Origin of the sequence: Streptomyces sp. NPDC059785 (genome assembly GCF_042732375.1) — a bacterium.
Lineage (GTDB): Bacteria > Actinomycetota > Actinomycetes > Streptomycetales > Streptomycetaceae > Streptomyces.
On record NZ_JBHWHV010000032.1, the window covers coordinates 1 to 23,225 of the forward strand.

19 protein-coding genes are annotated in these 23,225 nt (G+C 72.7%); 7 read left to right on the forward strand and 12 right to left on the reverse strand.

Going from position 1 to position 23,225, the window contains the following annotated elements; all coding sequences use genetic code 11:
- Positions 1-626: 626 nt before the first annotated feature.
- Entirely contained in the window at positions 627-1,622 is a 996-nt protein-coding gene (trpS, locus tag ACFV6E_RS23655) for a tryptophan--tRNA ligase (RefSeq protein ID WP_385173039.1), read from the forward strand.
- Positions 1,623-1,692: 70 nt separating this feature from the next.
- On the opposite strand, the gene proC is transcribed toward trpS, so the two are convergent.
- The 3 genes from proC to ACFV6E_RS23670 all read right to left on the reverse strand — a co-directional run bounded on the left by proC (position 1,693) and on the right by ACFV6E_RS23670 (position 4,246).
- On the reverse strand, positions 1,693-2,502 hold the full coding sequence (gene proC, locus ACFV6E_RS23660; RefSeq protein WP_385173042.1) for a pyrroline-5-carboxylate reductase: 810 nt from the start codon (positions 2,500-2,502) through the stop codon (positions 1,693-1,695).
- 107 nt (positions 2,503-2,609) lie between these two features.
- Positions 2,610-3,356: an ABC transporter permease gene (locus ACFV6E_RS23665; RefSeq protein ID WP_385173044.1), complete on the reverse strand. Its 747-nt coding sequence runs from the start codon at positions 3,354-3,356 to the stop codon at positions 2,610-2,612.
- Positions 3,353-4,246, reverse strand: a complete 894-nt coding sequence (locus ACFV6E_RS23670) for an ABC transporter ATP-binding protein (protein ID WP_385173047.1) — start codon at positions 4,244-4,246, stop codon at positions 3,353-3,355. The genes ACFV6E_RS23665 and ACFV6E_RS23670 overlap by 4 nt, the downstream gene beginning before the upstream one ends.
- Before the next feature lie 323 nt (positions 4,247-4,569).
- Between ACFV6E_RS23670 and ACFV6E_RS23675 the strand changes: the two genes are divergently transcribed.
- Positions 4,570-6,165: a SulP family inorganic anion transporter gene (locus ACFV6E_RS23675; protein WP_385173050.1), complete on the forward strand. Its 1,596-nt coding sequence runs from the start codon at positions 4,570-4,572 to the stop codon at positions 6,163-6,165.
- On the opposite strand, the gene ACFV6E_RS23680 is transcribed toward ACFV6E_RS23675, so the two are convergent.
- The 3 genes from ACFV6E_RS23680 to ACFV6E_RS23690 form a co-directional block, all read right to left on the reverse strand.
- A complete protein-coding gene (locus ACFV6E_RS23680; RefSeq protein ID WP_385464385.1) occupies positions 6,069-7,007 on the reverse strand; it encodes a class I SAM-dependent methyltransferase in 939 nt (312 codons plus the stop codon). The genes ACFV6E_RS23675 and ACFV6E_RS23680 overlap by 97 nt on opposite strands.
- Before the next feature lie 89 nt (positions 7,008-7,096).
- Complete coding sequence (locus ACFV6E_RS23685) at positions 7,097-7,582, reverse strand: EamA/RhaT family transporter (RefSeq protein ID WP_385173055.1); 486 nt, start codon at positions 7,580-7,582, stop codon at positions 7,097-7,099.
- Between the two features lie 97 nt (positions 7,583-7,679).
- Positions 7,680-8,027 carry a hypothetical protein gene (locus ACFV6E_RS23690; RefSeq protein WP_385173058.1) on the reverse strand — a complete coding sequence of 116 codons (348 nt, stop codon included), beginning with the start codon at positions 8,025-8,027 and terminating at the stop codon, positions 7,680-7,682.
- A gap of 169 nt (positions 8,028-8,196) precedes the next feature.
- On the opposite strand from ACFV6E_RS23690, the gene ACFV6E_RS23695 reads away from it, so the two are divergent.
- Positions 8,197-10,473, forward strand: a complete 2,277-nt coding sequence (locus ACFV6E_RS23695; RefSeq protein ID WP_385464388.1) for a serine/threonine-protein kinase — start codon at positions 8,197-8,199, stop codon at positions 10,471-10,473.
- Between the two features lie 62 nt (positions 10,474-10,535).
- Here ACFV6E_RS23695 and ilvD read toward each other — a convergent pair whose 3' ends face one another.
- From ilvD to ACFV6E_RS23715, 4 genes are all read right to left on the reverse strand, one after another.
- Positions 10,536-12,389: a dihydroxy-acid dehydratase gene (gene ilvD, locus ACFV6E_RS23700; protein WP_385173063.1), complete on the reverse strand. Its 1,854-nt coding sequence runs from the start codon at positions 12,387-12,389 to the stop codon at positions 10,536-10,538.
- A gap of 259 nt (positions 12,390-12,648) precedes the next feature.
- Positions 12,649-13,269 (reverse strand): TetR family transcriptional regulator, encoded by a 621-nt coding sequence (locus ACFV6E_RS23705; protein ID WP_385173066.1) that lies wholly within the window; start codon positions 13,267-13,269, stop codon positions 12,649-12,651.
- Positions 13,266-14,090, reverse strand: a complete 825-nt coding sequence (locus ACFV6E_RS23710; RefSeq protein ID WP_385173068.1) for a sugar phosphate isomerase/epimerase family protein — start codon at positions 14,088-14,090, stop codon at positions 13,266-13,268. Before ACFV6E_RS23710 ends, ACFV6E_RS23705 begins: the two co-directional genes overlap by 4 nt.
- Positions 14,091-14,283: 193 nt before the next feature.
- Positions 14,284-15,255, reverse strand: a complete 972-nt coding sequence (locus ACFV6E_RS23715) for a Ppx/GppA family phosphatase (protein ID WP_385173071.1) — start codon at positions 15,253-15,255, stop codon at positions 14,284-14,286.
- 71 nt (positions 15,256-15,326) lie between these two features.
- On the opposite strand from ACFV6E_RS23715, the gene ACFV6E_RS23720 reads away from it, so the two are divergent.
- Positions 15,327-16,202 carry a hypothetical protein gene (locus ACFV6E_RS23720; RefSeq protein ID WP_385464391.1) on the forward strand — a complete coding sequence of 292 codons (876 nt, stop codon included), beginning with the start codon at positions 15,327-15,329 and terminating at the stop codon, positions 16,200-16,202.
- A 12-nt stretch (positions 16,203-16,214) separates the two neighbouring features.
- Here ACFV6E_RS23720 and ACFV6E_RS23725 read toward each other — a convergent pair whose 3' ends face one another.
- Positions 16,215-17,930 (reverse strand): hypothetical protein, encoded by a 1,716-nt coding sequence (locus ACFV6E_RS23725; RefSeq protein WP_385464394.1) that lies wholly within the window; start codon positions 17,928-17,930, stop codon positions 16,215-16,217.
- Positions 17,931-18,117: 187 nt separating this feature from the next.
- On the opposite strand from ACFV6E_RS23725, the gene radA reads away from it, so the two are divergent.
- Together radA and disA are read left to right on the forward strand one after the other, a co-directional pair.
- Complete coding sequence (radA, locus tag ACFV6E_RS23730) at positions 18,118-19,527, forward strand: DNA repair protein RadA (protein ID WP_385464397.1); 1,410 nt, start codon at positions 18,118-18,120, stop codon at positions 19,525-19,527.
- Positions 19,528-19,595: 68 nt separating this feature from the next.
- Complete coding sequence (disA, locus tag ACFV6E_RS23735; protein WP_385173081.1) at positions 19,596-20,720, forward strand: DNA integrity scanning diadenylate cyclase DisA; 1,125 nt, start codon at positions 19,596-19,598, stop codon at positions 20,718-20,720.
- A gap of 218 nt (positions 20,721-20,938) precedes the next feature.
- Here disA and ACFV6E_RS23740 read toward each other — a convergent pair whose 3' ends face one another.
- Positions 20,939-21,763 (reverse strand): hypothetical protein, encoded by an 825-nt coding sequence (locus ACFV6E_RS23740; protein WP_385464399.1) that lies wholly within the window; start codon positions 21,761-21,763, stop codon positions 20,939-20,941.
- Positions 21,764-22,274: 511 nt separating this feature from the next.
- Between ACFV6E_RS23740 and ACFV6E_RS23745 the strand changes: the two genes are divergently transcribed.
- Positions 22,275-23,207, forward strand: coding sequence for an A/G-specific adenine glycosylase (locus tag ACFV6E_RS23745; protein ID WP_385177598.1), 933 nt, complete (start codon positions 22,275-22,277; stop codon positions 23,205-23,207).
- Positions 23,208-23,225: the final 18 nt, after the last annotated feature.

The following is a 23,225-nucleotide window of genomic DNA, read 5'->3' on the forward strand; positions in this document are numbered from 1 at the left end:
CACCCGAGTTACTGTCTCGGGCTTTCCTCCGGGCTTTTCCCTTCGGTCTTGCGTTTCCGACTCTATCAGACCGTTTCCGGTTCCGATTTCCTCGGTGCTTTCCAGGTTTCCGCTCTCGCGGTTTCCTTTCCGGCGGTTCCGACTCTATCAGATCCTTTCGGGCCTGATTCCCAGTCAGCGGGCTTTGTCTTTGCGGCCCTTGGGCCGTTCCGACGAGTGAGACTTTAGCGGAATCCGGGCTCCCGACCTAATCGGGGTGGCGCTCTGTCGAACGCGGATTCCTCATTTCGCAAAAGCGCATGGAAACGAGCCGACAACGAGTCGCCGTTCGTTTGAGTGCTTGGTGCGGAATGGCCGTTCGGGGACCGACCGGGGTCGGCGCTCACGCTGAACAGCTCGGAGAACATTACGGAGTGGACCGGGGCGTGTCAACTTCGCTCCTCAGGGGCACCCCTGGGCGTACCCTCGGGGGTATGACGACACATGCGTGCACCCAGCAGTGGTGGGCCGCCTGACGGCGGCCGTACTCACGCATGTACCCACGGCCGCCGCCTCGGCGGCCGTTCTCGTTTCTCCACCCGGAGGCCGGCCGACGGGCGCGGCGGCCTCTATCAGGAGGTGGAGAGATGACGCGGATCTTCAGCGGGGTCAAGCCGACCGGGCATCTGACGCTGGGGAACTACCTGGGCGCCGTGCGGCGGTGGGCCGAGCTCGACCAGCACCGGGCCGACGCTGTCTTCTGCGTCGTGGATCTGCACGCGCTCACCGTGGACCACGATCCCGGGCGGGTGCGCAGGCTGAGCCGGCAGGCGGCGACGCTGCTGCTGGCCGCGGGGCTCGATCCCGAGGTGTGCACCGTCTTCGTACAGAGTCATGTGGACGAGCACGCGCGGTTGTCGTACGTGCTGGAGTGCGTCGCGACCGACGGGGAGATGCGGCGGATGATCCAGTACAAGGAGAAGGCCGCGCGGGAGCGGGCCCGGGGCGGGAGTGTGCGGCTGTCGCTGCTGACCTATCCCGTGCTCATGGCGGCGGACATCCTGGCGTACGGGGCGGACGAGGTGCCGGTCGGGGACGACCAGACGCAGCACGTCGAGCTGACGCGGGATCTGGCGGTGCGGTTCAACCAGCGGTACGGGCACGTGTTCACCGTGCCCCGGGCGGTCGGTCCGCAGGTGGCGGCCCGGGTCATGAACCTTCAGGAGCCGACGTCCAAGATGGGGAAGAGCGACGACTCCGGGCCCGGGATCATCTATCTCCTCGACGAGCCGGACGTCGTACGGAAGAAGGTCATGCGGGCCGTGACGGACAGCGGGACGGATGTCGTCCATGATCCCGAGGGGCGGCCCGGTGTCTCGAACCTGCTGGAGATTCTCGCGGCCTGTACGGGCGGGGAGCCGGGCGTTCTGGCCGGGTCGTACGACTCGTACGGTGCGCTGAAGAAGGACACCGCCGACGCTGTGGTCGAGGTCCTCAGGCCCCTCCAGGAGCGGCACAAGGCGTTGTGCGCTGATCCCTCGTACGTGGAGGAGGTGCTGCGGCTCGGTGCGCAGAAGGCGCGGGAGCGGGCGCGGCCGACCGTGGACGCCGCCTACCGGGCGATCGGACTGCTGCCCGCGTGACGGTCGAAGGACGTGATCGGGTGCCGGGCCTCACGGCCCGGTGCCCGGTCGCCGCCCGGTGGCGCGGTGGTCAGTTGTTGCCGGAGGCCAGCGCGCGGCTGCGGTCGCGGGCCGCTTCCAGAGCGGCGATGAGAGCCGCCCGTACGCCGTGGTTCTCCAGTTCGCGGATGGCGTTGATGGTCGTGCCCGCCGGGGAGGTGACGTTCTCGCGGAGCTTCACCGGGTGTTCGCCGCTGTCGCGGAGCATCTTGGCGGCGCCGATCGCGGACTGGACGATCAGGTCGTGGGCCTTGTCCCGGGGCAGGCCGAGCAGGATGCCCGCGTCCGTCATGGCCTCGACCAGGTAGAAGAAGTACGCGGGACCCGAACCGGAGAGGGCCGTGCAGGCGTCCTGCTGGGACTCGGGGACCCGGAGGGTCTTGCCGACCGCGCCGAAGATCTCCTCGGTGTGGGCGAGGTGGGCCGCGGTGGCGTGGGTGCCCGCGGAGATGACCGACATGGCCTCGTCGACGAGGGCGGGGGTGTTCGTCATGACCCGGACCACGGGCGTGCCGGTGGTCAGGCGTTCCTCGAAGAACGAGGTGGGGATGCCCGCCGCGCCGCTGATGACCAGACGGTCGGCGGGGACGTGCGGGGCGAGTTCGTCGAGCAGGGTGCCCATGTCCTGGGGCTTGACCGTGAGGATCAGGGTGTCGGCGGACTTGGCCGCCTCGGCGTTGCCGACCGGCGTGACCCCGTGGCGCTCCCGCAGCTCCGCGGCGCGCTCCGGGCGGCGGGCGGTGACCAGCAGATCGGCGCGGGCCCAGCCGGCTCCGATCATTCCGCTGAGCAGGGCTTCACCGATCTTGCCGGTACCGAGGACTGCGACTTTCTGGCTCATGTGCGGGTGCCCTCCCGGGTGTGCGTCGTCCGGGGTTCATCCTCGCACCGGGGGTGCGGGCGCGGCTCGGACGTCCGGTGGGCGGACGGGGCGCGTACGGCGGTGCGTCACGCCGTCCGGCGGCGCAGGGTCGCGGCGCCCAGGCACAGGACCAGCAGGGCGCAGCCCGCGACGATCAGGGCGTCGCGTACGAACGTGGCGGTCATGTCGGTGTGTTTCAGCACCTCGTTCATGCCGTCGACCGCGTAGGACATGGGCAGGACGTCGGAGATCGTTTCGAGGGCGGGGTGCATCTTGTCGCGCGGGGTGAACAGGCCGCAGAGGAGGAGCTGCGGGAAGATCACCGCCGGCATGAACTGGACCGCCTGGAACTCCGACGCCGCGAACGCCGAGACGAAGAGGCCGAGGGCCGTGCCCAGCAGCGCGTCGAGCAGGGCGACGAGGAGCAGGAGCCAGGGCGAGCCCGTGACGTCCAGGCCGAGGGCCCAGACGGCGAGCGCGGTGGCCAGCACCGACTGGACGACCGCCACGGCGCCGAAGGCGAGGGCGTAACCGGCGATGAGGTCGCCCTTGCCCAGGGGCATGGCGAGGAGCCGTTCGAGGGTGCCGGAGGTGCGTTCGCGCAGGGTGGCGATGGAGGTGACGAGGAACATCGTGATCAGCGGGAAGATCCCGAGCAGGGACGCGCCGATGGAGTCGAAGGTGCCCGGGCTGCCGTCGAAGACGTAGCGCAGCAGCAGGAGCATCACGCACGGGACCAGGATCATCAGGGCCACGGTGCGGGGGTCGTGGCGGAGCTGGCGCAGCACGCGGGTCGCGGTGGCGGTGGTGCGGGAGAGGTTGACGGCGCTCATCGGGCGGTCTCCTTGTCCGGCCGGTCGCCGGAGCTCATGCCTTGGGCATTGTCCGGCCGGTCGCCGGAGCTCATGCCTCGGGGATCGGACGCGGCGGCTTCGTCGACCAGGCGGAGGAAGGCGGCTTCCACGGTGTCGCAGCCGGTGCGGTCGCGCAGGGCCCCGGGGCTGTCGTCGGCCAGGATCTCGCCCTCGCGCATCAGCAGCAGGCGGTGGCAGCGCTCGGCCTCGTCCATGACGTGCGAGGAGACGAGGAGGGTGGCGCCCCGGTCGGCGGCGATGGCGTGGAAGAGGTCCCACAGGTCGCGGCGCAGGACGGGATCGAGGCCGACGGTGGGCTCGTCGAGGACGAGGAGTTCGGGGGTGCCGAGGAGCGCGACGGCGAGGGAGACGCGGTTGCGCTGGCCGCCGGAGAGGTTGCCGGCCAGCGCGTCGGCGTGCGAGGTGAGGTCGACGTCGGCGATGGCGCGGGTGACGTGTTCGCGGCGGCGGTCGGCGGCGGCGCCTCCGGGGTCGAGGACCGCGGCGAAGTAGTCCAGGTTCTGGCGGACGGTCAGGTCGTCGTAGACGGAGGGGGCCTGGGTGACGTAGCCGATGCGGGAGCGGAGGGCGGCGGCGCCCGCGGGGCGGCCCAGGACGTCGAGGGTGCCGGAGACCTTGGCCTGGGTGCCGACGACGGCGCGCATCAGGGTCGACTTGCCGCAGCCGGACGGGCCCAGCAGGCCGGTGATCTGTCCGCGCGGCACGGTGAAGTCGAGTCCGCGCAGGACGGTGCGGGGACCGCGGACGACGGTGAGGGCTTCGGCACGGATGGCCTGCGGTGGCTGGGAGCTGACGGCGTGCGGTGGCTGGGACGCGTCGTCCGGTGGACGGCGCTTTATATTCATCATGTGATGATTATGGCGCGCCTTCATACCGCCCCGTCAAGCCGGGCGCGGTGGTGGGCGCAGGCGCGTGGCGGAGTGATCGGAAGGGGGCGTTCCGTGGAGATGCGCCGCGTACGCTTCCGCGTTCACCTGTCCGTAACGGGCGAAGGGTGCGATCCCGACTACCGCACCTGACAATGGATTTCAGTGCCTGGTCATATGCCGGGCGCGTCCGCCGTGCTCGTCGTGCCGGTCGTGGGGAACGGTCGGCGGGCCGGCGCCCTGCCGCGTCCTCCCCCTGGCGCGGCGGCCCACGCATCTCCCGTTCGCTCACGGAGGTGCCGCTCATGCGCAGGATCCGCATCACGCGCAGGAACCGAACCGCTCAACCAAGTCCAGCCCGTCGATCCCGCCCGGCCGTCCAGCGCGTCCGCGTGCTCCCCTCCCGTATACGCGCCCTCCCGTGGCGCGCCGACGTCACCGCGTCCCTCGTCGTCTTCCTCGTGGCGCTGCCGCTCTGCGTGGGCGTCGCCGTCGCCTCCGGCGTGCCCGCCGAACTGGGTCTGGTGACCGGAATCGCCGGCGGCCTGGTGGCCGGGGCGCTGCCCGGCAGCAGCCTCCAGGTGAGCGGGCCCGCCGCGGGCCTGACCGTCCTGGTCTACGAGGCCGTGCGGGAGTACGGGGTCCAGGCGCTCGGGGTGCTCGTGCTCGGCGCGGGTCTGGTGCAGCTCGCACTGGGCGCGCTGCGGCTCGGGCGGTGGTTCCGGGCCGTGTCCGTCGCCGTCGTGCAGGGGATGCTCGCCGGGATCGGGCTGGTGATCGTCGCCGGGCAGGTTTACGCGCTCGGTGACACGGCGACGCCCGCGAGCGGGCCGGAGAAGCTGGCCGGGCTGCTCGCGCTGCCCGCCGCCGCCGATCCCGTGGCGCTCGCGGTCGGCGGCGGCACCGTCCTGGTGCTGGTGCTCTGGCCGCGCTGGGAGCGCGGGGCGCGTACGGTGCCGGCGCCGTTGCCCGCGGTGGCGCTCGCCTCGGCGGCGACCGCGCTGTTCGACCTGCCGGTGCGCCGGGTCGAGGTGCACGGGCTCCTCGCGGCGGTGCACTCGCCGTCCGCCGCGGAGCTGGGCCGGCTCACGGAAGTCGGCGCGCTCGGCACGGTGCTGGCGTTCGCGCTGATCTCGTCGGCCGAGACCCTGTTCAGCGCGGCGGCCGTGGACCGGCTGCACGACGGGCCGCGTACCGACTACGACCGGGAGCTGATCGCGCAGGGCACCGGGAACACGGTCTGCGGGGTGCTCGGTGCGCTGCCGATGACCGCGGTGATCGTACGCAGTTCGGCGAACGTACGGGCCGGGGCGCGGACGAAGCTGTCGCGGGTCCTGCACGGCGTGTGGCTGCTGGTGTTCGTCGCCGCACTGCCCGCCGCGCTCGGGGTGATCCCGGTCGCGGCACTGGCCGGGCTGCTCGTGCACGCGGGCTGCAAACTGGTGCCGGTACGGGAACTGGCGCCGTTGTGGCGCACGCACCGGGGCGAGGTGGTCGTGCTGGCCGTGACCGCCGTGGCGATCGTGGCCGGGGACCTCTTCCAGGGCGTGCTGGTCGGGCTCGCGCTCGCCGTCGCCAAGACCGCCTGGGACACCAGCCACGTCCACGTGGAGACCGAGGACCGGGGCGACGCCGGGCTGGTCGTACGGGTCGCGGGGCACGCGACCTTCCTCCGGCTGCCGAAGCTGCTCGACGCGCTGGAAGCGCTGCCGCACGATCGCGACGTACGCCTCGATCTCGGCGGGCTGCGGCACGTGGACCACGCGTGTGCGGCGGCCCTTGAGGGCTGGACCGCCGCCCGCGGTCAGGAGTGGGAGGCGGGATCGGGGTCGGAGTCGGGGTCGGTGGCTGCGGACACGGGCTCGGGCTCGGGCACGGCCACGATCAACAGGACGTCGTAGACCTCCTCGACCAGGCCCTCCGGGAAGACCTCCAGGAGGTGGTCGCGCTCCTCGGCGAGGAAGGCGGACCTGTCCTCCTCGCCGAGGACGAGGAAGATCGAGTGGCTGCCGAGGTTCGCCAGGTGCGTGCCGACCGAAACGGTACGGCTCCAGCGGACCCGGCGGAACGCGAAGTCCGGGACGTGCGCAGCGCCGGTGAACGCGGCCTCCGCGCGCGGGCCGATGGTGCCCTTGCCGGTGCCGAGGCGGTGTTCCAGACGCCTGGCCTGCGCGGCGATCCACGGCACGTCCCGCGCGTCCGTGTTCCACCACAGGGCCAGCGCGCCGCCCGGACGCAGCACCCGCAGCGCCTCCGGGACCGAGCGGGCCGGTTCGGTCCAGTGCCAGGACTGGGCGTACGTGAGGAAGTCGGCGGAGGCGTCGGCGAGCGGGAGCGCGTTGCCGTCGCCGCGCAGGATCGGTACGGCCGGGAGCCTGCGGCGGAACTCGGCCGCCATGCCCGCGCCGGGCTCCACGGCGACCACGTTCGCGCCCCGCGCGTGGAGCAGGGCGGTCGCGATGCCCGTGCCCGCGCCCACGTCGGCCACCCTCGCTCCGGCGAGCGGCCGGCCCGCCAGCTCCTCGACCGCGTCGAAGAGCGCGGGCGGGTAGTCGGGGCGGTTCGCCGCGTACTGCGCCGCCGCGGCGTTGAAGGAGTGCGCTCGGGCGGTGCGGAGGTCGTCGGGGTGGCCGGGGTGGCCGGGGTGGTCGGGGTGGTCGGGGTGGTCGGGGTGGTCGGGGTGGTCGGGGTGGTCGGGGTGGTCGGGGTGGTCGGATTGGTTGCGGTTGTGGGCGGTGGTCATACGTCCATGGTGGCTCGTGTGGGGGGTGAGCGGGAGGACGCCTGGGGGTGCTGGTGAGTGGGGTGTGCCGGTGAGCGCGGCGGCGCGGGTCAGCGGCGCTTCTTCGACGGGTTCTTCGTGCGGCGGCTGCTGCGGCGCTCGTACTGCTCGCGCGCCGTCTCGTACTCCCGGCGGTGCAGCCGTTCGCCCGGGGCCTCGGTGAGCGAGCGGACGAAGTAGGCCAGGAGGGAGCCGATGAAGCCGATCGCGAGCAGGCCGCGCAGCGACGCCTGCCGGCCGGGGTCGTGGCGCTTGGCGAAGCCCTCCCAGGTGTGCCGGAACGCGAGCGCGCTGCACACCGCGAACATGACGACGACCAGCAGCGTCACCGGCTTGCCCACGTCGGCGATGGTCAGGCCCTCGTAGGCGAAACGCAGTACGAAGCAGGCGGCGGCCGCGGCGACGAGGGAGCCGGCGGCCACGCCCGCGCGGCGGGCCGCGTACCCGCCGTCGTGCCGCACCCACGTGGTTCCGAAGAAGCGGATGGGTTCGGGCTGGGGGCCCGCGGGGGTGCCGGGCTGGGTCTCGTCGCTCACGCGTCGATTATCGCCCGGTTCCGCCGCGGGGCCCCGGCCCGCCGTGCTCGGCCGTGCTCAGCAGGGGTCAGCCGTGCTCAGCAGGGCTTAGCAGGGGTCAGGAGCAGCGGGCGGCCACGTAGCCGTCGCTGCCCGTCTTCACGTAGGCGTCCGAGATGTACTGGCCGCTCGCGATGTTGTCCCAGATGTTCGACGTACCGTACGTGCCGCTCACGGTCGTTCCCGGGCGCTGGCAGACGATCGGCACCCGCGAGCTGCCGGGCAGGGTGCGGACGATGCTGTAGCCGGTGCCGGGGCCGCTGCGGACGTTCAGGGTGACCGGTGCGGTGGTGTAGTAGGTGACCTGTGCCGCTGCCGCCAGCACCTGGGTGTCGGTCTGGAGCTGGGTCTCGGTCTGGGTCTCGGGCTGCGGTTCGGGCTGGGTTTCCGTGCTGTCGATGGCCATGTCGGCCTCCCCCGTTGGTTGTGGAAGAACTGGATCACGCCAAATGTGTTGGTGTGCCCATGTCGCACGCGGAGGCTAGCAAGCCGCCTCTGTCCGCGACGAGACTTCGACTAGGCTCCGTGCGTCGTGCGCGCGGACGAACAGCGACGAACAGCACGGGGGTGGGTCCATGGCGCCACAGCGGGACACCGGCACTGACGCGGAAGCGGAACTTCCCCGGTACGCCGGTCACTACCGCCTTGAGGAGCGCCTCGGTTCGGGCGGCATGGGCGTCGTCCACCTCGCCCGCAGTGGTTCGGGGCTGCGCCTCGCGGTCAAGGTCGTGCACGCCGAGTTCGCCAAGGATCCCGAGTTCAGAGGGCGTTTCCGACAGGAGATCGCGGCCGCGCGCAGGGTGAGCGGTGCCTTCACCGCGCCCGTCGTCGACGCCGACGCCGACGGTGAGCGGCCCTGGATGGCGACGCTGTACATCCCGGGGCCCACCCTCGCCGAGCATGTGAAGCGGAACGGTCCGATGCCGCCCGGACAGCTGCGCCGGCTGATGGCGGGGCTCGCCGAGGCGCTGCGCGACATCCACCGTGTGGGTGTCGTCCACCGCGACCTCAAGCCGAGCAACGTGCTGCTCGCCGAGGACGGGCCCAAGGTCATCGACTTCGGTATTTCCCGGCCATCCGACAGCGAGCTGCGCACCGAGACCGGGAAGCTGATCGGCACGCCGCCCTTCATGGCGCCCGAGCAGTTCCGGCGGCCGCGGCAGGTGGGGCCGGCCGCGGACATCTTCGCCCTGGGGTCGGTGATGGTGCACGCGGCGACCGGCCGCGGGCCCTTCGACTCCGACAGTCCGTACATCGTCGCCTACCAAGTCGTGCACGACGAGGCCGACTTGACCGGCGTACCGGAGAACCTCGCACCGCTCGTCACCCGCTGCCTCGCCAAGGAGCCGGAGGACCGGCCCACCCCCGACGAGCTCATGCGCGAGCTGCGCTCCGTGGCCGCCTCTTACGACACCCAGGCGTTCATACCTGCTCAGCGGGATGTTCTGAGTGGTGATGGCGGGGGCTCGGGTGGTGATGGCGGGGGCTCGGGTGGTGATGGCGGGGGCTCGGGTGGTGGAAATGGCTCGGGTGGTGGAAATGGCTCGGGCAGTAAAGAGGGTTCGGGTGGTGCGGGTTCCGGTGGCACAGGTGGTCGGGAGGCTTCCACCCACGTCCGGGAGGCCGGGGGGCAGCGGCGTGTGCGCAAGCCGCTGGTGGCGGCAGGCGGTGTCCTCGCCCTCGTCGTGGCCGGTGCGCTCGTGAGCTCCCAGTGGCTCGCCACGCCCAGTCCCGCCTCACCCAAGGACAGCGGGCAGCGGTCCGCGCCCGCCGCCGTCGCCCAGGCCCATGCCGCCTGGGACACGAAACCGGGGGCCGGGGCCGACGGGGTCGACGGCGCGGACGGGCTTCCGCAGTGTGCGCACGGTGCGGGCAAGCTCTTCTGCGCGCAGCGCGGGCTGCTGTCCGCGCTCGATCCCTCCGACGGGAAGGTGCTCTGGCGGCACGCCTTCGACGAGGTGCAGGACACGGTTCCGCGGCCCGTCGTCTCCGGCGGTCTCGTGCACGTCGTGACCCGGTCCGGCAGGCGCCTCGAAGCGTTCGCCCCGGAGACCGGCAAGCGGCGGTGGTCGCTCGGCCTGGCGCCGTACGGCACCCTGGAGCACGCCGGTGGCACAGTGCTGCTGACCAGCGCCGACGGGACCGCCACCGGGGTGGACGGCGCCACCGGCAAGATCCGCTGGACCCGGCGGCTGACCGGGTACACCACCCCCGTCTTCGCCGCCTTCCCCGGCGGCGGGCCCGCCTACGCCACGACCACCTCGTCCGACGGGTCCACCACGCGGATCACCGCGGTCGACCCGGAGACCGGGGACGTGCGCTGGGACACCGAGCTGGACGGCACGCTCGCCCCCGTCGGCACGCTCGGGGACGAACTCGTCCTCACCGGGACCGACAAGTACGACCAGACGGACGTCGTGGTGCGTTACGACCCGGCGGCGGAGAAGGCTCGCCGGGTGAAGCTGCCCGTGGCGCTTCCGCAGGCGCAGGCCACGGTGCTGAAGGACACCGTGTATCTGCTGGCCGCCGGTGGCGGCATGGTCGCCGTCGACCTCGACGCGCTGAAGCAGCGGTGGCGGCTCGAGACCTCCGTCAGCCTGGGGTCGATGCCCGCCGCCGACTCCCGGCACGTGTACTTCAGCTCGCCCGACGGGCGGCTGCTCGCCGTCGACGCCCGGACGGGCAAGCTGCTCGGGCAGACCGGGGTACGGATGTCCGCGCAGTCCGACCGGGTCGTCGCCGATCTGCCCACGCCCTCGGTGGGCGACGGGCGGGTCTACGGGAGCGCCCCCGACGGGACCGTCTTCGCCGTGGGCGCGGACGATCCCGAGGGGTGGCGGGGGACGCTTTGACTCCGGTGCGCTGCGAATCCGGTGCGCTGTGACTCCGGTGCGCTGTGGTGGGTGCGCTGGGCTTAAGACAGCCTCGTGACGTCCCTCACCGCGCCCTTGTCCGCGCTCGTCGCCATCGCCGCGTACGCCCGCAGCGCGACGGAGACCTTGCGGTCACGGTCGGCCGGCGCGTACGTGCCGTTCAGGGCCTCGTCGCGGCGGGCCAGCTCCGCGTCGTCCACCAGCAGCTCGATCGTGCGGTTCGGGATGTCGATGCGGATGCGGTCGCCGTCCTCGACCAGCGCGATCGTGCCGCCGGACGCCGCCTCCGGCGAGGCGTGGCCGATCGACAGGCCCGACGTACCGCCGGAGAAGCGGCCGTCCGTGACCAGCGCGCACGTCTTGCCCAGGCCGCGGCCCTTGAGGAACGACGTGGGGTACAGCATCTCCTGCATGCCCGGGCCGCCCTTGGGACCCTCGTAACGGATCACGACGACGTCGCCGTGCGTGATCTGTTTGTTGAGGATCTTCTCGACCGCCTGCTCCTGCGACTCGCAGACCACCGCCGGGCCCTCGAACGTCCAGATCGACTCGTCGACGCCCGCCGTCTTCACGACGCAGCCGTCCACGGCGAGGTTGCCCCTGAGCACCGCCAGGCCGCCGTCCTTGGAGTACGCGTGCTCCAGCGAGCGGATGCAGCCGTTCTCGGCGTCCGTGTCCAGTGCCTCCCAGCGCTCGGACTGGGAGAATGCCTCGGCGGAGCGGACGCAGCCGGGGGCCGCGTGCCACAGCTCGACCGCCTCGGGGGACGGGGAGCCGCCGCGGACGTCCCACGTCTTGAGCCAGTCCGAGAGGGACGGGCTGTGGACCGAGTGCACGTCCTCGTTGAGCAGGCCCGCCCTGTGCAGTTCGCCCAGGAGGGCGGGGATGCCGCCCGCGCGGTGCACGTCCTCCATGTAGTACGTGCGGTCCTTCGCCACGTTCGGGGCGACCTTGGCCAGGCAGGGCACGCGGCGGGAGACCGCGTCGATCTCCTCCAGGCCGAACGGGACGCCCGCCTCCTGGGCCGCGGCCAGCAGGTGCAGGATCGTGTTGGTCGAGCCGCCCATCGCGATGTCCAGCGCCATCGCGTTCTCGAAGGCGGCGATCGAGGCGACGTTGCGCGGCAGGACCGTCTCGTCGTCCTGCTCGTAGTAGCGGCGGGTGATGTCCATCACCGTGCGGGCCGCGTTCTCGTACAGGGCCTTGCGGGCGGTGTGCGTGGCGAGGACGGAGCCGTTGCCCGGGAGGGACAGGCCGATCGCCTCGGTGAGACAGTTCATGGAGTTGGCCGTGAACATGCCGGAGCAGCTGCCGCAGGTCGGGCAGGCGTTCTCCTCGATACGGAGGATGTCCTCGTCCGAGATCTTGTCGTTCACGGCGTCGGAGATCGCGTCGACCAGGTCGAGGGTGCGGACCGTGCCGTCGACGAGCGTGGCGCGGCCGGACTCCATGGGGCCGCCGGAGACGAAGACCGTGGGGATGTTCAGGCGGAGCGCCGCCATCAGCATGCCCGGGGTGATCTTGTCGCAGTTGGAGATGCAGACCAGGGCGTCGGCGCAGTGGGCTTCCACCATGTACTCGACGCTGTCCGCGATCAGGTCGCGGGAAGGCAGGCTGTAGAGCATGCCGCCGTGGCCCATCGCGATGCCGTCGTCGACCGCGATGGTGTTGAACTCGCGCGGGATGCCGCCGGCCTGGGTGATCGCCTCGGAGACGATGCGGCCGACCGGCTGGAGGTGGGTGTGGCCCGGGACGAACTCGGTGAAGCTGTTGGCGACCGCGATGATCGGCTTGCGGCCGATGTCCGCGCCCGGTACACCGGAGGCGCGCATAAGGGCGCGGGCGCCCGCCATGTTGCGGCCGTGGGTGACTGTGCGGGACCTCAGCTCGGGCATCGTCGCTCGCTCCTTCGGAGAGTTGTGACAGGGGTCGAGCCTACGCCTCGCGCTCCACGATTCGGACCCTGTGTCCGGAATGCGGGACGGGCGTCTCGGGTTGCGGGCTGTGAGCGGGGCGTCCGTCGGCTGTGGCGCGTCCGCCCTGTGGTGGGTGGGTCGGGGCCGTGCCGGTACATCCGCGCGATCGCGGCTGCGGGGCGTGGACCGTCGGCCACGGTCCCTTCCGTCCGTCGACGGCTGCGGGTCGCGGCTTTCCCTACGGGGCCGTCAAGTGGTTCTGCACCACCGGGGCCACTCTTTCGATGATGCGTTCCGCGTCTGTCCCGGCCAGGGGCTCTATGCGGATCACGTAGCGGAGCATTGCCACGCCTACCAGTTGGGCCGCGGCCAGTTCGGCTCTGAGTTCGGCGTCGGGGACGTCGAGTCGGCGGGTGACGCGGCGCAGTAGTTGGGTTGCGATCAGGCGGCGGAAGACCGTTGCGGCGGCCTCGTTGTTCACGGCGGAGCGGACGATCGCGAGCAGGGGCGCCCGTGTGACGGGGTTCTCCCAGACGCCGAAGACGAAGCGGGTCAGGCGTTCGCCGATGGTGTCCACGGGGCCCTCGTCCAGGGTGCCCGAGGCGTTCAGGGCGGGGGCGAAGGCGACCTCGACCGCTGCCTCGAAGACCTGCTCCTTGGTGCCGAAGTAGTGGTGGACGAGGGCTGAGTCGACGCCTGCCGTTTTGGCGATGCCTCGGACCGACGTTTTGTCGTAGCCGCGTGCCGAGAACTCCTCGCGGGCCGCCGCGAGGATCATGTCGCGGGTCGCGGGGGTCGTCGCCGTCTGGGTACGGGAGGGCCTGCCCCGGCGGCGCGGGGTGGGGGCCGCGGCGGTCACGGCCTGGGCACCTTGACCGCCGAGGCGAGGTGGAGGCGGGTGAAGGCCAGGGCCTCCGCCAGGTCGGCCTCGCGCTCCGCGCCGGACATGGCTCGGCGAGTGTTGACCTCGATGACGACGTGGCCGTCGAAGCCTGTGGCCGCCAGGCCTTCGAGGAGTTCCGCGCAGGGCTGGGTGCCTCGGCCGGGGACCAGGTGCTCGTCCTTGTTCGAGCCGTTGCCGTCGGCGAGGTGGACGTGGCCGAGGCGGTCGCCCATGCGGGCGGCCATCTGCAGGGCCTCGGTGCGGGCCGTCGCCGTGTGACTGAGGTCGATGGTGAAGTGCCGGTAGTCCTCTTTGGTCACGTCCCAGTCGGGCGCGTACGCCAGCATCTCGCGGTCGCGGTAGCGCCAGGGGTACATGTTCTCGACGGCGAACCGCACGTCGGTCTCGTTCGCCATGCGCCAGACGCCGTTCACGAAGTCACGGGCGTACTGGCGCTGCCAGCGGAACGGGGGGTGTACGACGACGGTGCCCGCGTCGAGCTTCTCCGCGGCGGCACGGGCGCGCTGGAGCTTGGTCCACGGGTCGGTGGACCACACGCGCTGGGTGATCAGCAGACAGGGTGCGTGGACCGCGAGGATCGGGATCCGGTGGTAGTCGCTGAGTCTGCGCAGCGCCTCGATGTCCTGGCTGACCGGGTCGGTCCAGACCATGACCTCGACGCCGTCGTAGCCGAGGCGCGCGGCGATCTCGAAGGCCGTCGCCGTCGACTCCGGATACACGGAGGCCGTGGAGAGCGCGACCTTCGCATCCGGGATGCGCACCACTGGTTCTGCCACGGGGACAGCGTACGGGGCCGGGCCGGGGGGCGGGCGGGGATGCCTTCGCGGGCGGGAGCTGGGCACGTTCCCGCGGAAGGGGTGGCACCGCTTGCCGGCGGGTTCCGGCACCGGATCGCCTGGGGTTCCGCGGGATCCTGCGGTCCGGGATGTCGAGTCGGTCACATCGGCCGGGGACCGGGGTGCTCCGGGCTCACGTGCTCGTCGCCGCGACCCGCACGTGGTCGTCCCTGTCGTGCGTCGTCATGTGGTCCAGGCTGCGCAGGATGACGCCCTCGCGCAGGGCCCAGGGACAGATCTCCACCGTCTCCACGCCGAAGAGGTCCATGGCTCCCTCGGCCACCAGCGCGCCCGCGAGGAGCTGGGCCGCGCGGCCCTCGGAGACGCCGGGGAGTTCGGCGCGTTCGGCGACCGTCATACCGGCGAGCCGGGGGACCCAGCCCTCCAGGGACTCCCGCTTCAGCTCCCGCTGGGCGTAGATGCCCTCGGTGGAGCGGGCGGCGCCGGCGAGCCGGGCGAGCTGTTTGAAGGTCTTGGAGGTGGCGACCACGTGGTCGGGGGCGCCGAAGCGGCTGAACTCGCCGACCGTACGGGCGATCTGTGCCCGGACATGTCTGCGCAGCGCCTTGATGTCGGCCGGGTCGGGCGGGTCCCCGGGCAGCCAGCCCGCGGTGAGCCGTCCGGCGCCCAGCGGCAGCGACACCGCGGCGTCCGGCTCCTCGTCCATCCCGTACGCGATCTCCAGCGAACCGCCGCCGATGTCCAGGACCAGCAGCTTCCCGGCCGACCAGCCGAACCAGCGGCGGGCGGCGAGGAAGGTGAGCCGCGCCTCCTCGGGGCCGGTGAGGACCTGGAGGGCTATGCCGGTCTCGGCCTGTACGCGGGCCAGTACGTCGTCGGCGTTGGTCGCCTCGCGCACCGCGGACGTCGCGAACGGCAGCACGTCCTCGACACCCTTGTCCTCGGCCGCTTCCAGCGCCTCCCGGACGACGGCTACGAGTCTTTCCACGCCGTCGGCGCCGATGGCGCCGTCCTCGTCCAGGAGCTGCGCCAGCCGCAGTTCCACCTTGTGCGAGTGCGCGGGCAGGGGGCGCGCGCCGTGGTGCGCGTCCACCACGAGCAGATGCACCGTGTTCGAGCCAACGTCGAGGACACCGAGTCTCATGTACGGAACGCTACTGCCCAAGGCCGCCTCGGCAGTCCCCGGAGCGGCCTTGGGCGACTTACCCTGGACGGGTGCCAAAGACGAAAAAGGCGAAGGCCGACAAAAGCACCAAGGGGTTCGGGGGATCCCAGGAGGCAGGAGGGTCGGGGGGTTCTTCCCCGGCGAAGGTGGCCAAGGTGAAGAAGAAGTCGCGGGTGGCCGACGAGCAGGGGCTCGACTTCGCCCGTGCCTGGGTGGAGTTCCCGGATCCTGCCGATGACGAGCAGGTGTTCCGCTGTGACCTGACATGGCTGACCTCTCGGTGGAACTGCATCTTCGGGAGCGGCTGCCAGGGCATCCAGGCGGGCCGGGCCGACGACGGCTGCTGCACGCTGGGTGCGCACTTCTCCGACGAGGAGGACGAACAGCGCGTGGCCGGGTACGTGGCGCGGCTCACGCCGGACATCTGGCAGAACCACGCCGTGGGTACGGAGACCGGCTGGGTCTCCGAGAGTGAGGACGGCGAGCGGCAGACCCGTCCGTTCCAGGGCTCCTGCATCTTCCAGAACCGGCCCGGTTTCGCCGGCGGCATGGGCTGCTCGCTGCACATCCTGGCGCTCAAGGAGGGCCGGGAGCCGCTGGAGACCAAGCCGGACGTCTGCTGGCAGCTCCCCGTGCGCCGGACCTACGAGTGGATCGACCGGCCCGACGACACCCGCGTGCTCCAGGTGTCCATCGGCGAGTACGACCGGCGCGGCTGGGGTCCGGGCGGCCACGACCTGCACTGGTGGTGCACCTCGGCGACCTCGGCGCACGGCGCGGGCGACCCGGTGTACGTCTCCTACCGCCCGGAACTCACCGAGCTGATGGGCAAGGCCGGTTACGACCGGCTGGTCGAGCTCTGCGAGCAGCGGCTGGCCTCGCAGCTCCCGCTGGTGGCGGCGCATCCCGCGGACCCCGCCGGCTGAGCCCGGTCCCTGCTAGGAGGGGCTCGGGTCGGCGGTGCCGTCGGACGGGCTCGAGCCGCCGCTCGGGTCCGTGGGGGTCGGTGTGGGCGTGGGGGTCGGTGTGGGTGTGGGTGTGGGCGGCCGGCTGGTCGGGGGTGTCGGGGTGCCCGGTGCGGGTTCCGACGAGTGCGGGTCCGAGGGCTTCGGAGGGCCCGGGTTCGGGTCCGGGTGGGACGGGCGCGCGGTGCCGTGACCCCGGATCGTGACGACCGCGCCCGCCGGGGCGACGGCCACGCGCGCGCTCCACGCGCCGACCGGCTCGCGCAGATGGTCCACGTACACCTTGATCGTCAGTGTCTCGCCGGGGGCGAGGGTGCCGGTGGACCTGCTCAGGTACAGCCAGGAAGCAGCGGTCGACGCCGACCAGCGCAGGGGCTCGGCGGCGGACGACGTCAGTGTGATGAGCGTGGTGCCGCCGCTGCCCGCGGCCGTGACGGAGAGCCGTCCGGCCACGCCCGCGCCCTCGCCGACGACCTCCACGGAGACGTCCGACGACGGGCCGGCCCCGGGGAGGCGGTCGTCGGAGTGCGCGCCCGCGTTGCCCGCGTTCTCGTAGCCGGATCCCTCGCCGTCGGGGCCGGTCGCCTCGCTGGCGCTGACCGCGCGGCCGTCCTCGCCCTCCCCGGTCATGGGCGCTCCCCGGTAGGCCGCCCAGAGGGCTAGCACCGGCGCGGCGACGACGGTGGCGACCACCGTGGTGGTCACGGCACGCGCGCGCAGCCGGTGCCTTCGCGCGGCGTGGTCCTTGGGGTCCATCGGGAAGCCGCGCCGGTCGAAGCGCGGCGCGCCGCCCCGCGCGCGCGGGACGTGCTCCATGGCGAAGCGCACGTCCGCGCGCGGGGCCGTCACCACGGGCAGCGCGTCCGGGGTGACGCTGGTGCCGGGCCAGGTGCCGGGCACCGCGCGCTCGGCCGTGCGGCGGCAGCGCGGGCAGTCGTCGACGTGCCGGACCAGTTCGCGGCGCAGCGTGCTGCTCAGTACGAGCTGGTGGTCGCCGGTGAGGCGGGCGACGCCTGGGCAGGTGCCGGTGCCGACCACGGCGAGGGCGGCGCGCGTGCGTTCCACCTCGCAGGCGGCGCCGGCGAGCAGTTCGCGCGCGCGGGCCGGGTCCAGGCCGACGACGGCGGCGACCTCGGCGGCGGTGAGCTGGTGGCGCACGGCGAGCTCCAGCGCCTCGCGCTGCTCGGGCGTGGTGCCGGCCGCCTCCGGCCAGGCCAGCAGGGCGAGTTCGCGGCGGCGGCGCTGGGCCTCCTCCGACGGCACGGTGAGCGCCTGGGCCGCCCGCCGGTCGGCGGCGGCCTTCCGCTCCGCCTCGGAATCGGGGCGGCCTCCTGCCGCGTGCGCCGCCTGGCGGTGGCGCCGGGTCTCGGCGAGCCTGCGCAGGCAGGCCCAGCGCGCGAGGGCGTACAGCCAGGCCCTGCGGTCGTCCGGGGACTGCGGTCCGCGCCCGCCGCGCCGCTCGGCCAGGGCGAGGGCGTCGCCCAGGACGGCCGTGGCGGCGTCGTGGTCGCACAGCACCGACAGGCAGTAGGTGAACAAGCCGTCCAGGAAGGGCTCGTAGCGCGCGGGTGGGCGCTGGGCCGGCGTGCGGGAGGACGCGCCACGCGGCGCGGCACCCCGCTTGCGTGCGTCTCCGTACGCCCGGTGCGCGCCGGTCGTGTGCGTGAAGGTTTCGGGACTGCTGCTCATCACCCGTGCGACCGTAGGCGCCCGATGGTGGCCGCTTCCGCCGCCTTGAGCGCATTTAATCCATACGGGTGAAACGATCCCTCATAAGAGGACACCGGCCCCTCATACCGTGGCCCAGGCTGTCACCGGGGGCGACGGGCGGGCGGGGCCGGTCCGGTTGTCAGTGGGCTCGGCTACGGTTCCGTGCATGGCTGCCCGTACGAAACCCGCGAAGGACCGGCCGTCCTACCGCTGCACCGAATGCGGCTGGCAGACGGCCAAGTGGCTCGGCCGCTGCCCCGAGTGCCAGGCCTGGGGCACGGTCGAGGAGTACGGCGCGCCCGCCGTGCGTACGACGGCTCCGGGCCGGGTCACCACCTCCGCGGTGCCCATCGGCCAGGTCGACGGCCGCCAGGCCACCGCCCGCACCACGGGCGTGCCGGAGCTTGACCGGGTGCTCGGCGGCGGTCTCGTCCCCGGCGCGGTCGTCCTGCTCGCGGGCGAGCCCGGCGTCGGCAAGTCCACGCTGCTCCTTGACGTGGCGGCCAAGTCGGCCAGCGACGAGCACCGCACGCTGTACGTGACGGGCGAGGAGTCGGCGAGCCAGGTCCGGCTGCGCGCCGACCGCATCAAGGCGATCGACGACCACCTGTATCTGGCCGCCGAGACCGATCTGGCCGCCGTTCTCGGCCACTTGGACGCGGTGAAGCCGTCCCTGCTCATCCTCGACTCGGTGCAGACCGTCGCCTCCCCGGAGATCGACGGCGCTCCGGGCGGCATGGCCCAGGTCCGCGAGGTCGCCGGCGCCCTGATCCGCGCCTCCAAGGAACGCGGCATGTCCACGCTGCTGGTCGGCCATGTCACCAAGGACGGCGCGATCGCGGGCCCCCGCCTGCTGGAGCACCTGGTCGACGTGGTGCTGCACTTCGAGGGCGACCGGCACGCCCGCCTGCGCCTGGTCCGCGGCGTCAAGAACCGGTACGGGACGACGGACGAGGTCGGCTGCTTCGAGCTGCACGACGAGGGCATCACCGGCCTCGCCGACCCCAGCGGCCTGTTCCTGACCCGGCGCGCCGAGCCGGTGCCCGGCACCTGCCTGACCGTCACCCTGGAGGGCCGCCGCCCCCTGGTCGCGGAGGTGCAGGCGCTCACCGTCGACTCGCAGATCCCCTCCCCGCGGCGCACCACCTCGGGTCTTGAGACCTCGCGCGTCTCGATGATGCTGGCGGTCTTGGAGCAGCGCGGCCGGATCAGCGCGCTCGGCAAGCGCGACATCTACTCGGCGACGGTCGGCGGGGTGAAGCTCTCCGAGCCCGCCGCGGACCTCGCCGTGGCGCTCGCGCTCGCCTCCGCCGCCAGCGACACCCCCCTGCCGAAGAACCTGGTCGCGATCGGCGAGGTGGGCCTCGCGGGCGAGGTCAGACGGGTCACGGGCGTCCAGCGCCGGCTGGCCGAGGCCCACCGGCTCGGCTTCACGCACGCCCTGGTCCCGGCCGATCCGGGCAAGGTCCCGCCCGGCATGAAGGTCCTGGAAGTGGCCGACATGGGCGACGCGCTGCGGGTCCTTCCCCGTTCTCGTCGCAGAGACGCCCCACGGGACGAGGAAGAGCGCCGGTAGACTTTGCCCAGGTCTCGCCCGTCCGTACGAACCGGGGGCGCTTGGAAACCTGCGACCGGAGGAGTGCAGTGGCAGCCAACGACCGGGCAGCAGCTCCCGGAAAGTCCGGTGGGAGCTCCGGTGCCGATGGGCTGATGCGCGCCTCACTGAGCGCCGTAGCACCCGGCACCGGCCTCCGTGACGGCCTGGAGCGAATCCTCCGTGGCAACACCGGCGGGCTCATCGTGCTCGGCTGGGACAAGACGGTCGAGGCGATGTGTACCGGCGGCTTCGTGCTGGACGTCGAGTTCACCGCGACCCGGCTGCGCGAGCTGTGCAAGCTCGACGGCGGCATCGTGCTCGACAAGGACATCACCAAAATCCTGCGGGCCGGCGTGCAGCTCGTGCCCGACCCGACCATCCCCACCGAGGAGACCGGCACCCGCCACCGCACCGCGGACCGCGTCTCCAAGCAGGTGGGCTTCCCGGTCGTCTCGGTCTCCCAGTCGATGCGCCTGATCGCCCTGTACGTCGACGGGCAGCGCCGCGTCCTGGAGGACTCCGCCGCGATCCTCTCCCGGGCCAACCAGGCCCTCGCCACCCTGGAGCGCTACAAGCTCCGCCTCGACGAGGTCGCGGGCACGCTCTCCGCGCTGGAGATCGAGGACCTGGTCACCGTCCGGGACGTCTCGGCCGTCGCCCAGCGCCTGGAGATGGTCCGCCGGATCGCCACCGAGATCGCCGAGTACGTGGTCGAGCTGGGCACCGACGGACGGCTCCTCGCCCTCCAGCTCGACGAGCTGATCGCGGGCGTCGAGCCCGAGCGCGAGCTCGTCGTCCGGGACTACGTGCCGGAGCCGACCGCCAAGCGCTCGCGCACGGTCGACGAGGCGCTCGCCGAGCTGGACGCGCTCTCCCACGCCGAGCTGCTCGAAATGCCCACGGTCGCGCGGGCGCTGGGCTACACCGGCTCCCCCGAGGCCCTGGACTCCGCCGTCTCGCCGCGCGGCTTCCGGCTGCTCGCCAAGGTGCCGCGGCTGCCCGGCGCGATCATCGACCGGCTGGTCGAGCACTTCGGCGGCCTCCAGAAGCTGCTCGCCGCGAGCGTCGACGACCTCCAGACGGTCGACGGCGTCGGCGAGGCCCGCGCGCGCAGCGTCCGCGAGGGGCTGTCGCGGCTGGCGGAGTCCTCGATCCTCGAGCGGTACGTCTGAGCCTCTGCGGGTTCTGGGGTGGCCGCCTCGCCCCGTGCCGGGCGGCCGCGGGTCTGTAGTGGCTGGGCGGGCCCACGCGGCGGCGCCGCACATGGACCCAGCATGGACACCGCCCATGCCCCTACGGGGCGCGGAGGCTCCGGCCGCGCCCCTAGGGCGTGTTGCGAAAGTCCCGCCTGCCGCGCTTCGGGCGAACGACGGGACTTTCGCAACACGCCCTAGTCCTTCTCCAGGACGAAGGACGCCTGGGCCTTCTTCAGGCCGGGGGCCTTGGCTTCGACCAGGTAGGTGCCGGCCGAGGCCGAAGTCGCCGCGGGGGTCGCGCACTTCGGGGCGCTGGCCTTGCGGTCCCACTCCACGGTGTGTGTCACGTGCCCGTCGGCCGGGACCCGCAGCAGCAGGCTGCCGGAGCCGTCGGGGCAGTCGCTCGACGTCCAGATGTCGTCGTCGCTGTCGGCCTGAGTGATCGTCAGGACCGTTTCCTTCGCGCCGAGATCGAGCTTGCAGTCGCTGCCCGAGGAATTCTTGGCGGTCACTTCGAAGGTCGGCTTCTGGCCGGGCGAGTAGGCGTTGTGGACGCTGCTCAGCGACAGCTTGACCGAACCGGCGGTGCAGTCGGGCAGACTCGTACCGGCGGGCAGCTGCTCGCCCGAGCCGCCGCCCGCGGCCCCGTCGCCCGAACCGCCGCCCACTCCGGCCGAGTTGCCGTCGGAGCCACTGCCGTCGCCGGAGCCGCTGGAGTCACCGGAGCCTGAATTGTCGTCCGAGCCGCCGCCGGACCCGTCACCGCCGCCGCTCGACTCGTCGCGGCCGCCCGGGTGTTGGCTGATCGCGGGGCCCGAACTGCTCGGTCCCGGAGTGATCGAGGGCGCGGGGCCCTTCCCGTCGGATCCGCCGCCGTTGCCGCCGCCGCCTCCGCCGCGCAGGGTCACCACCCAGACGACCAGCAGGGCCAACAGACCGACCACGGACAGCAGGACGGCCCTCCGTCGCCAGTAGATGGAGGAGGGAAGCGGCCCGACCGGATTGCGCAGAGATCCCACGGCGCAAACTGTACGAGAGATCCGACGCTTACCTTGCCCCACCCGCCGCCCTGACCGCCACTTTCTCTGATCATCATTCCGGTCGGCCGCCGTCCGCACCCGACGTGGGGCGGTGTCGGCGGCCCGGCGGTCGCGGGGCGTGACGACAACGGGCCACCGCCTACCGTCCGTGACCGTGAACTCCCGAGCCGCGTCCGGCCCTTACGGTGACGTCGCCGACGCCGCCAGCGTCCAGTTCACCGTCGCCCGCCGTCGCCCGATGGCCGAGGTGGTGCCGGGACACCGCGGGCGCCTTCGCGATCGCGGCGCTTGCACCTATGGCCATGGATCCGGCGTACCCGGCCGCGCCGGGCGGTGACCGGGCAGCGCCCTTCCCCGGCGCAGCGCCCTTCACCGGCACAGCCCCCTCCCCGGCACGGTCGCCGCGAGGCCCTGCCGATCGTCAGGTCTTACGACCCACCCCCGTGGCTGGCCCGTGTCGGGCGTGCAGCGTGGCAGGATCGATGACGCCATGACTGCACCCACCATGCCCACGCCCCGTACTCCGTCCGCCGCGGCGCCCAGCGCCGACGGCGCCTTGCTGCACGAGCCGGTCATCGACTGGTTCGACGAGCACGCCCGTGATCTGCCGTGGCGGCGTCCCGACGCCGGCCCGTGGGGCGTGATGGTCAGCGAGTTCATGTTGCAGCAGACGCCGGTGAGCAGGGTGCTCCCGGTGTACGAGCAGTGGCTGGCCCGCTGGCAGCGCCCGGCCGACCTGGCCGCGGAGGCGCCGGGCGAGGCCGTCCGCGCCTGGGGCCGGCTCGGCTACCCGCGCCGCGCCCTGCGGCTGCACGGCGCCGCGGTCGCCATAACGGAACGGCACGGCGGCGACGTACCGGCCGAGCACGCCCAGCTGCTCGCGCTGCCCGGGATCGGCGAGTACACGGCGGCGGCCGTGGCGTCGTTCGCGTACGGGCAGCGGCACGCCGTCCTCGACACGAACGTGCGGCGGGTGTTCGCGCGGGCCGTGACCGGGGTGCAGTACCCGCCGAACGCCACCACCGCCGCCGAGCGCAAGCTCGCGCGCGCCCTGCTGCCCGAGGACGAGTCCACGGCCGCGCGCTGGGCCGCCGCGTCCATGGAGCTCGGCGCACTGGTGTGCACGGCGAAGAACGAGGCGTGCCACCGGTGCCCGATCGCCGCGCTGTGCGCCTGGCGGCAGGCCGGAAAGCCCGCGCACGACGGGCCGCCGCGCCGCGGCCAGACGTACGCGGGCACCGACCGCCAGGTCCGCGGGCGGCTGCTCGCCGTGTTGCGGGAGGCCACGGCGCCGGTCGCGCAGGCCGCCCTCGACCGGGTGTGGGAGGAGCCGGTACAGCGTGCCCGCGCCCTGGACGGGCTGGTCGCCGACGGTCTGGTGGAGCCCCTGGCGAGCGGCCACTACCGCCTCCCGCTGGGCTGACGACACCGGCCGTCCCAC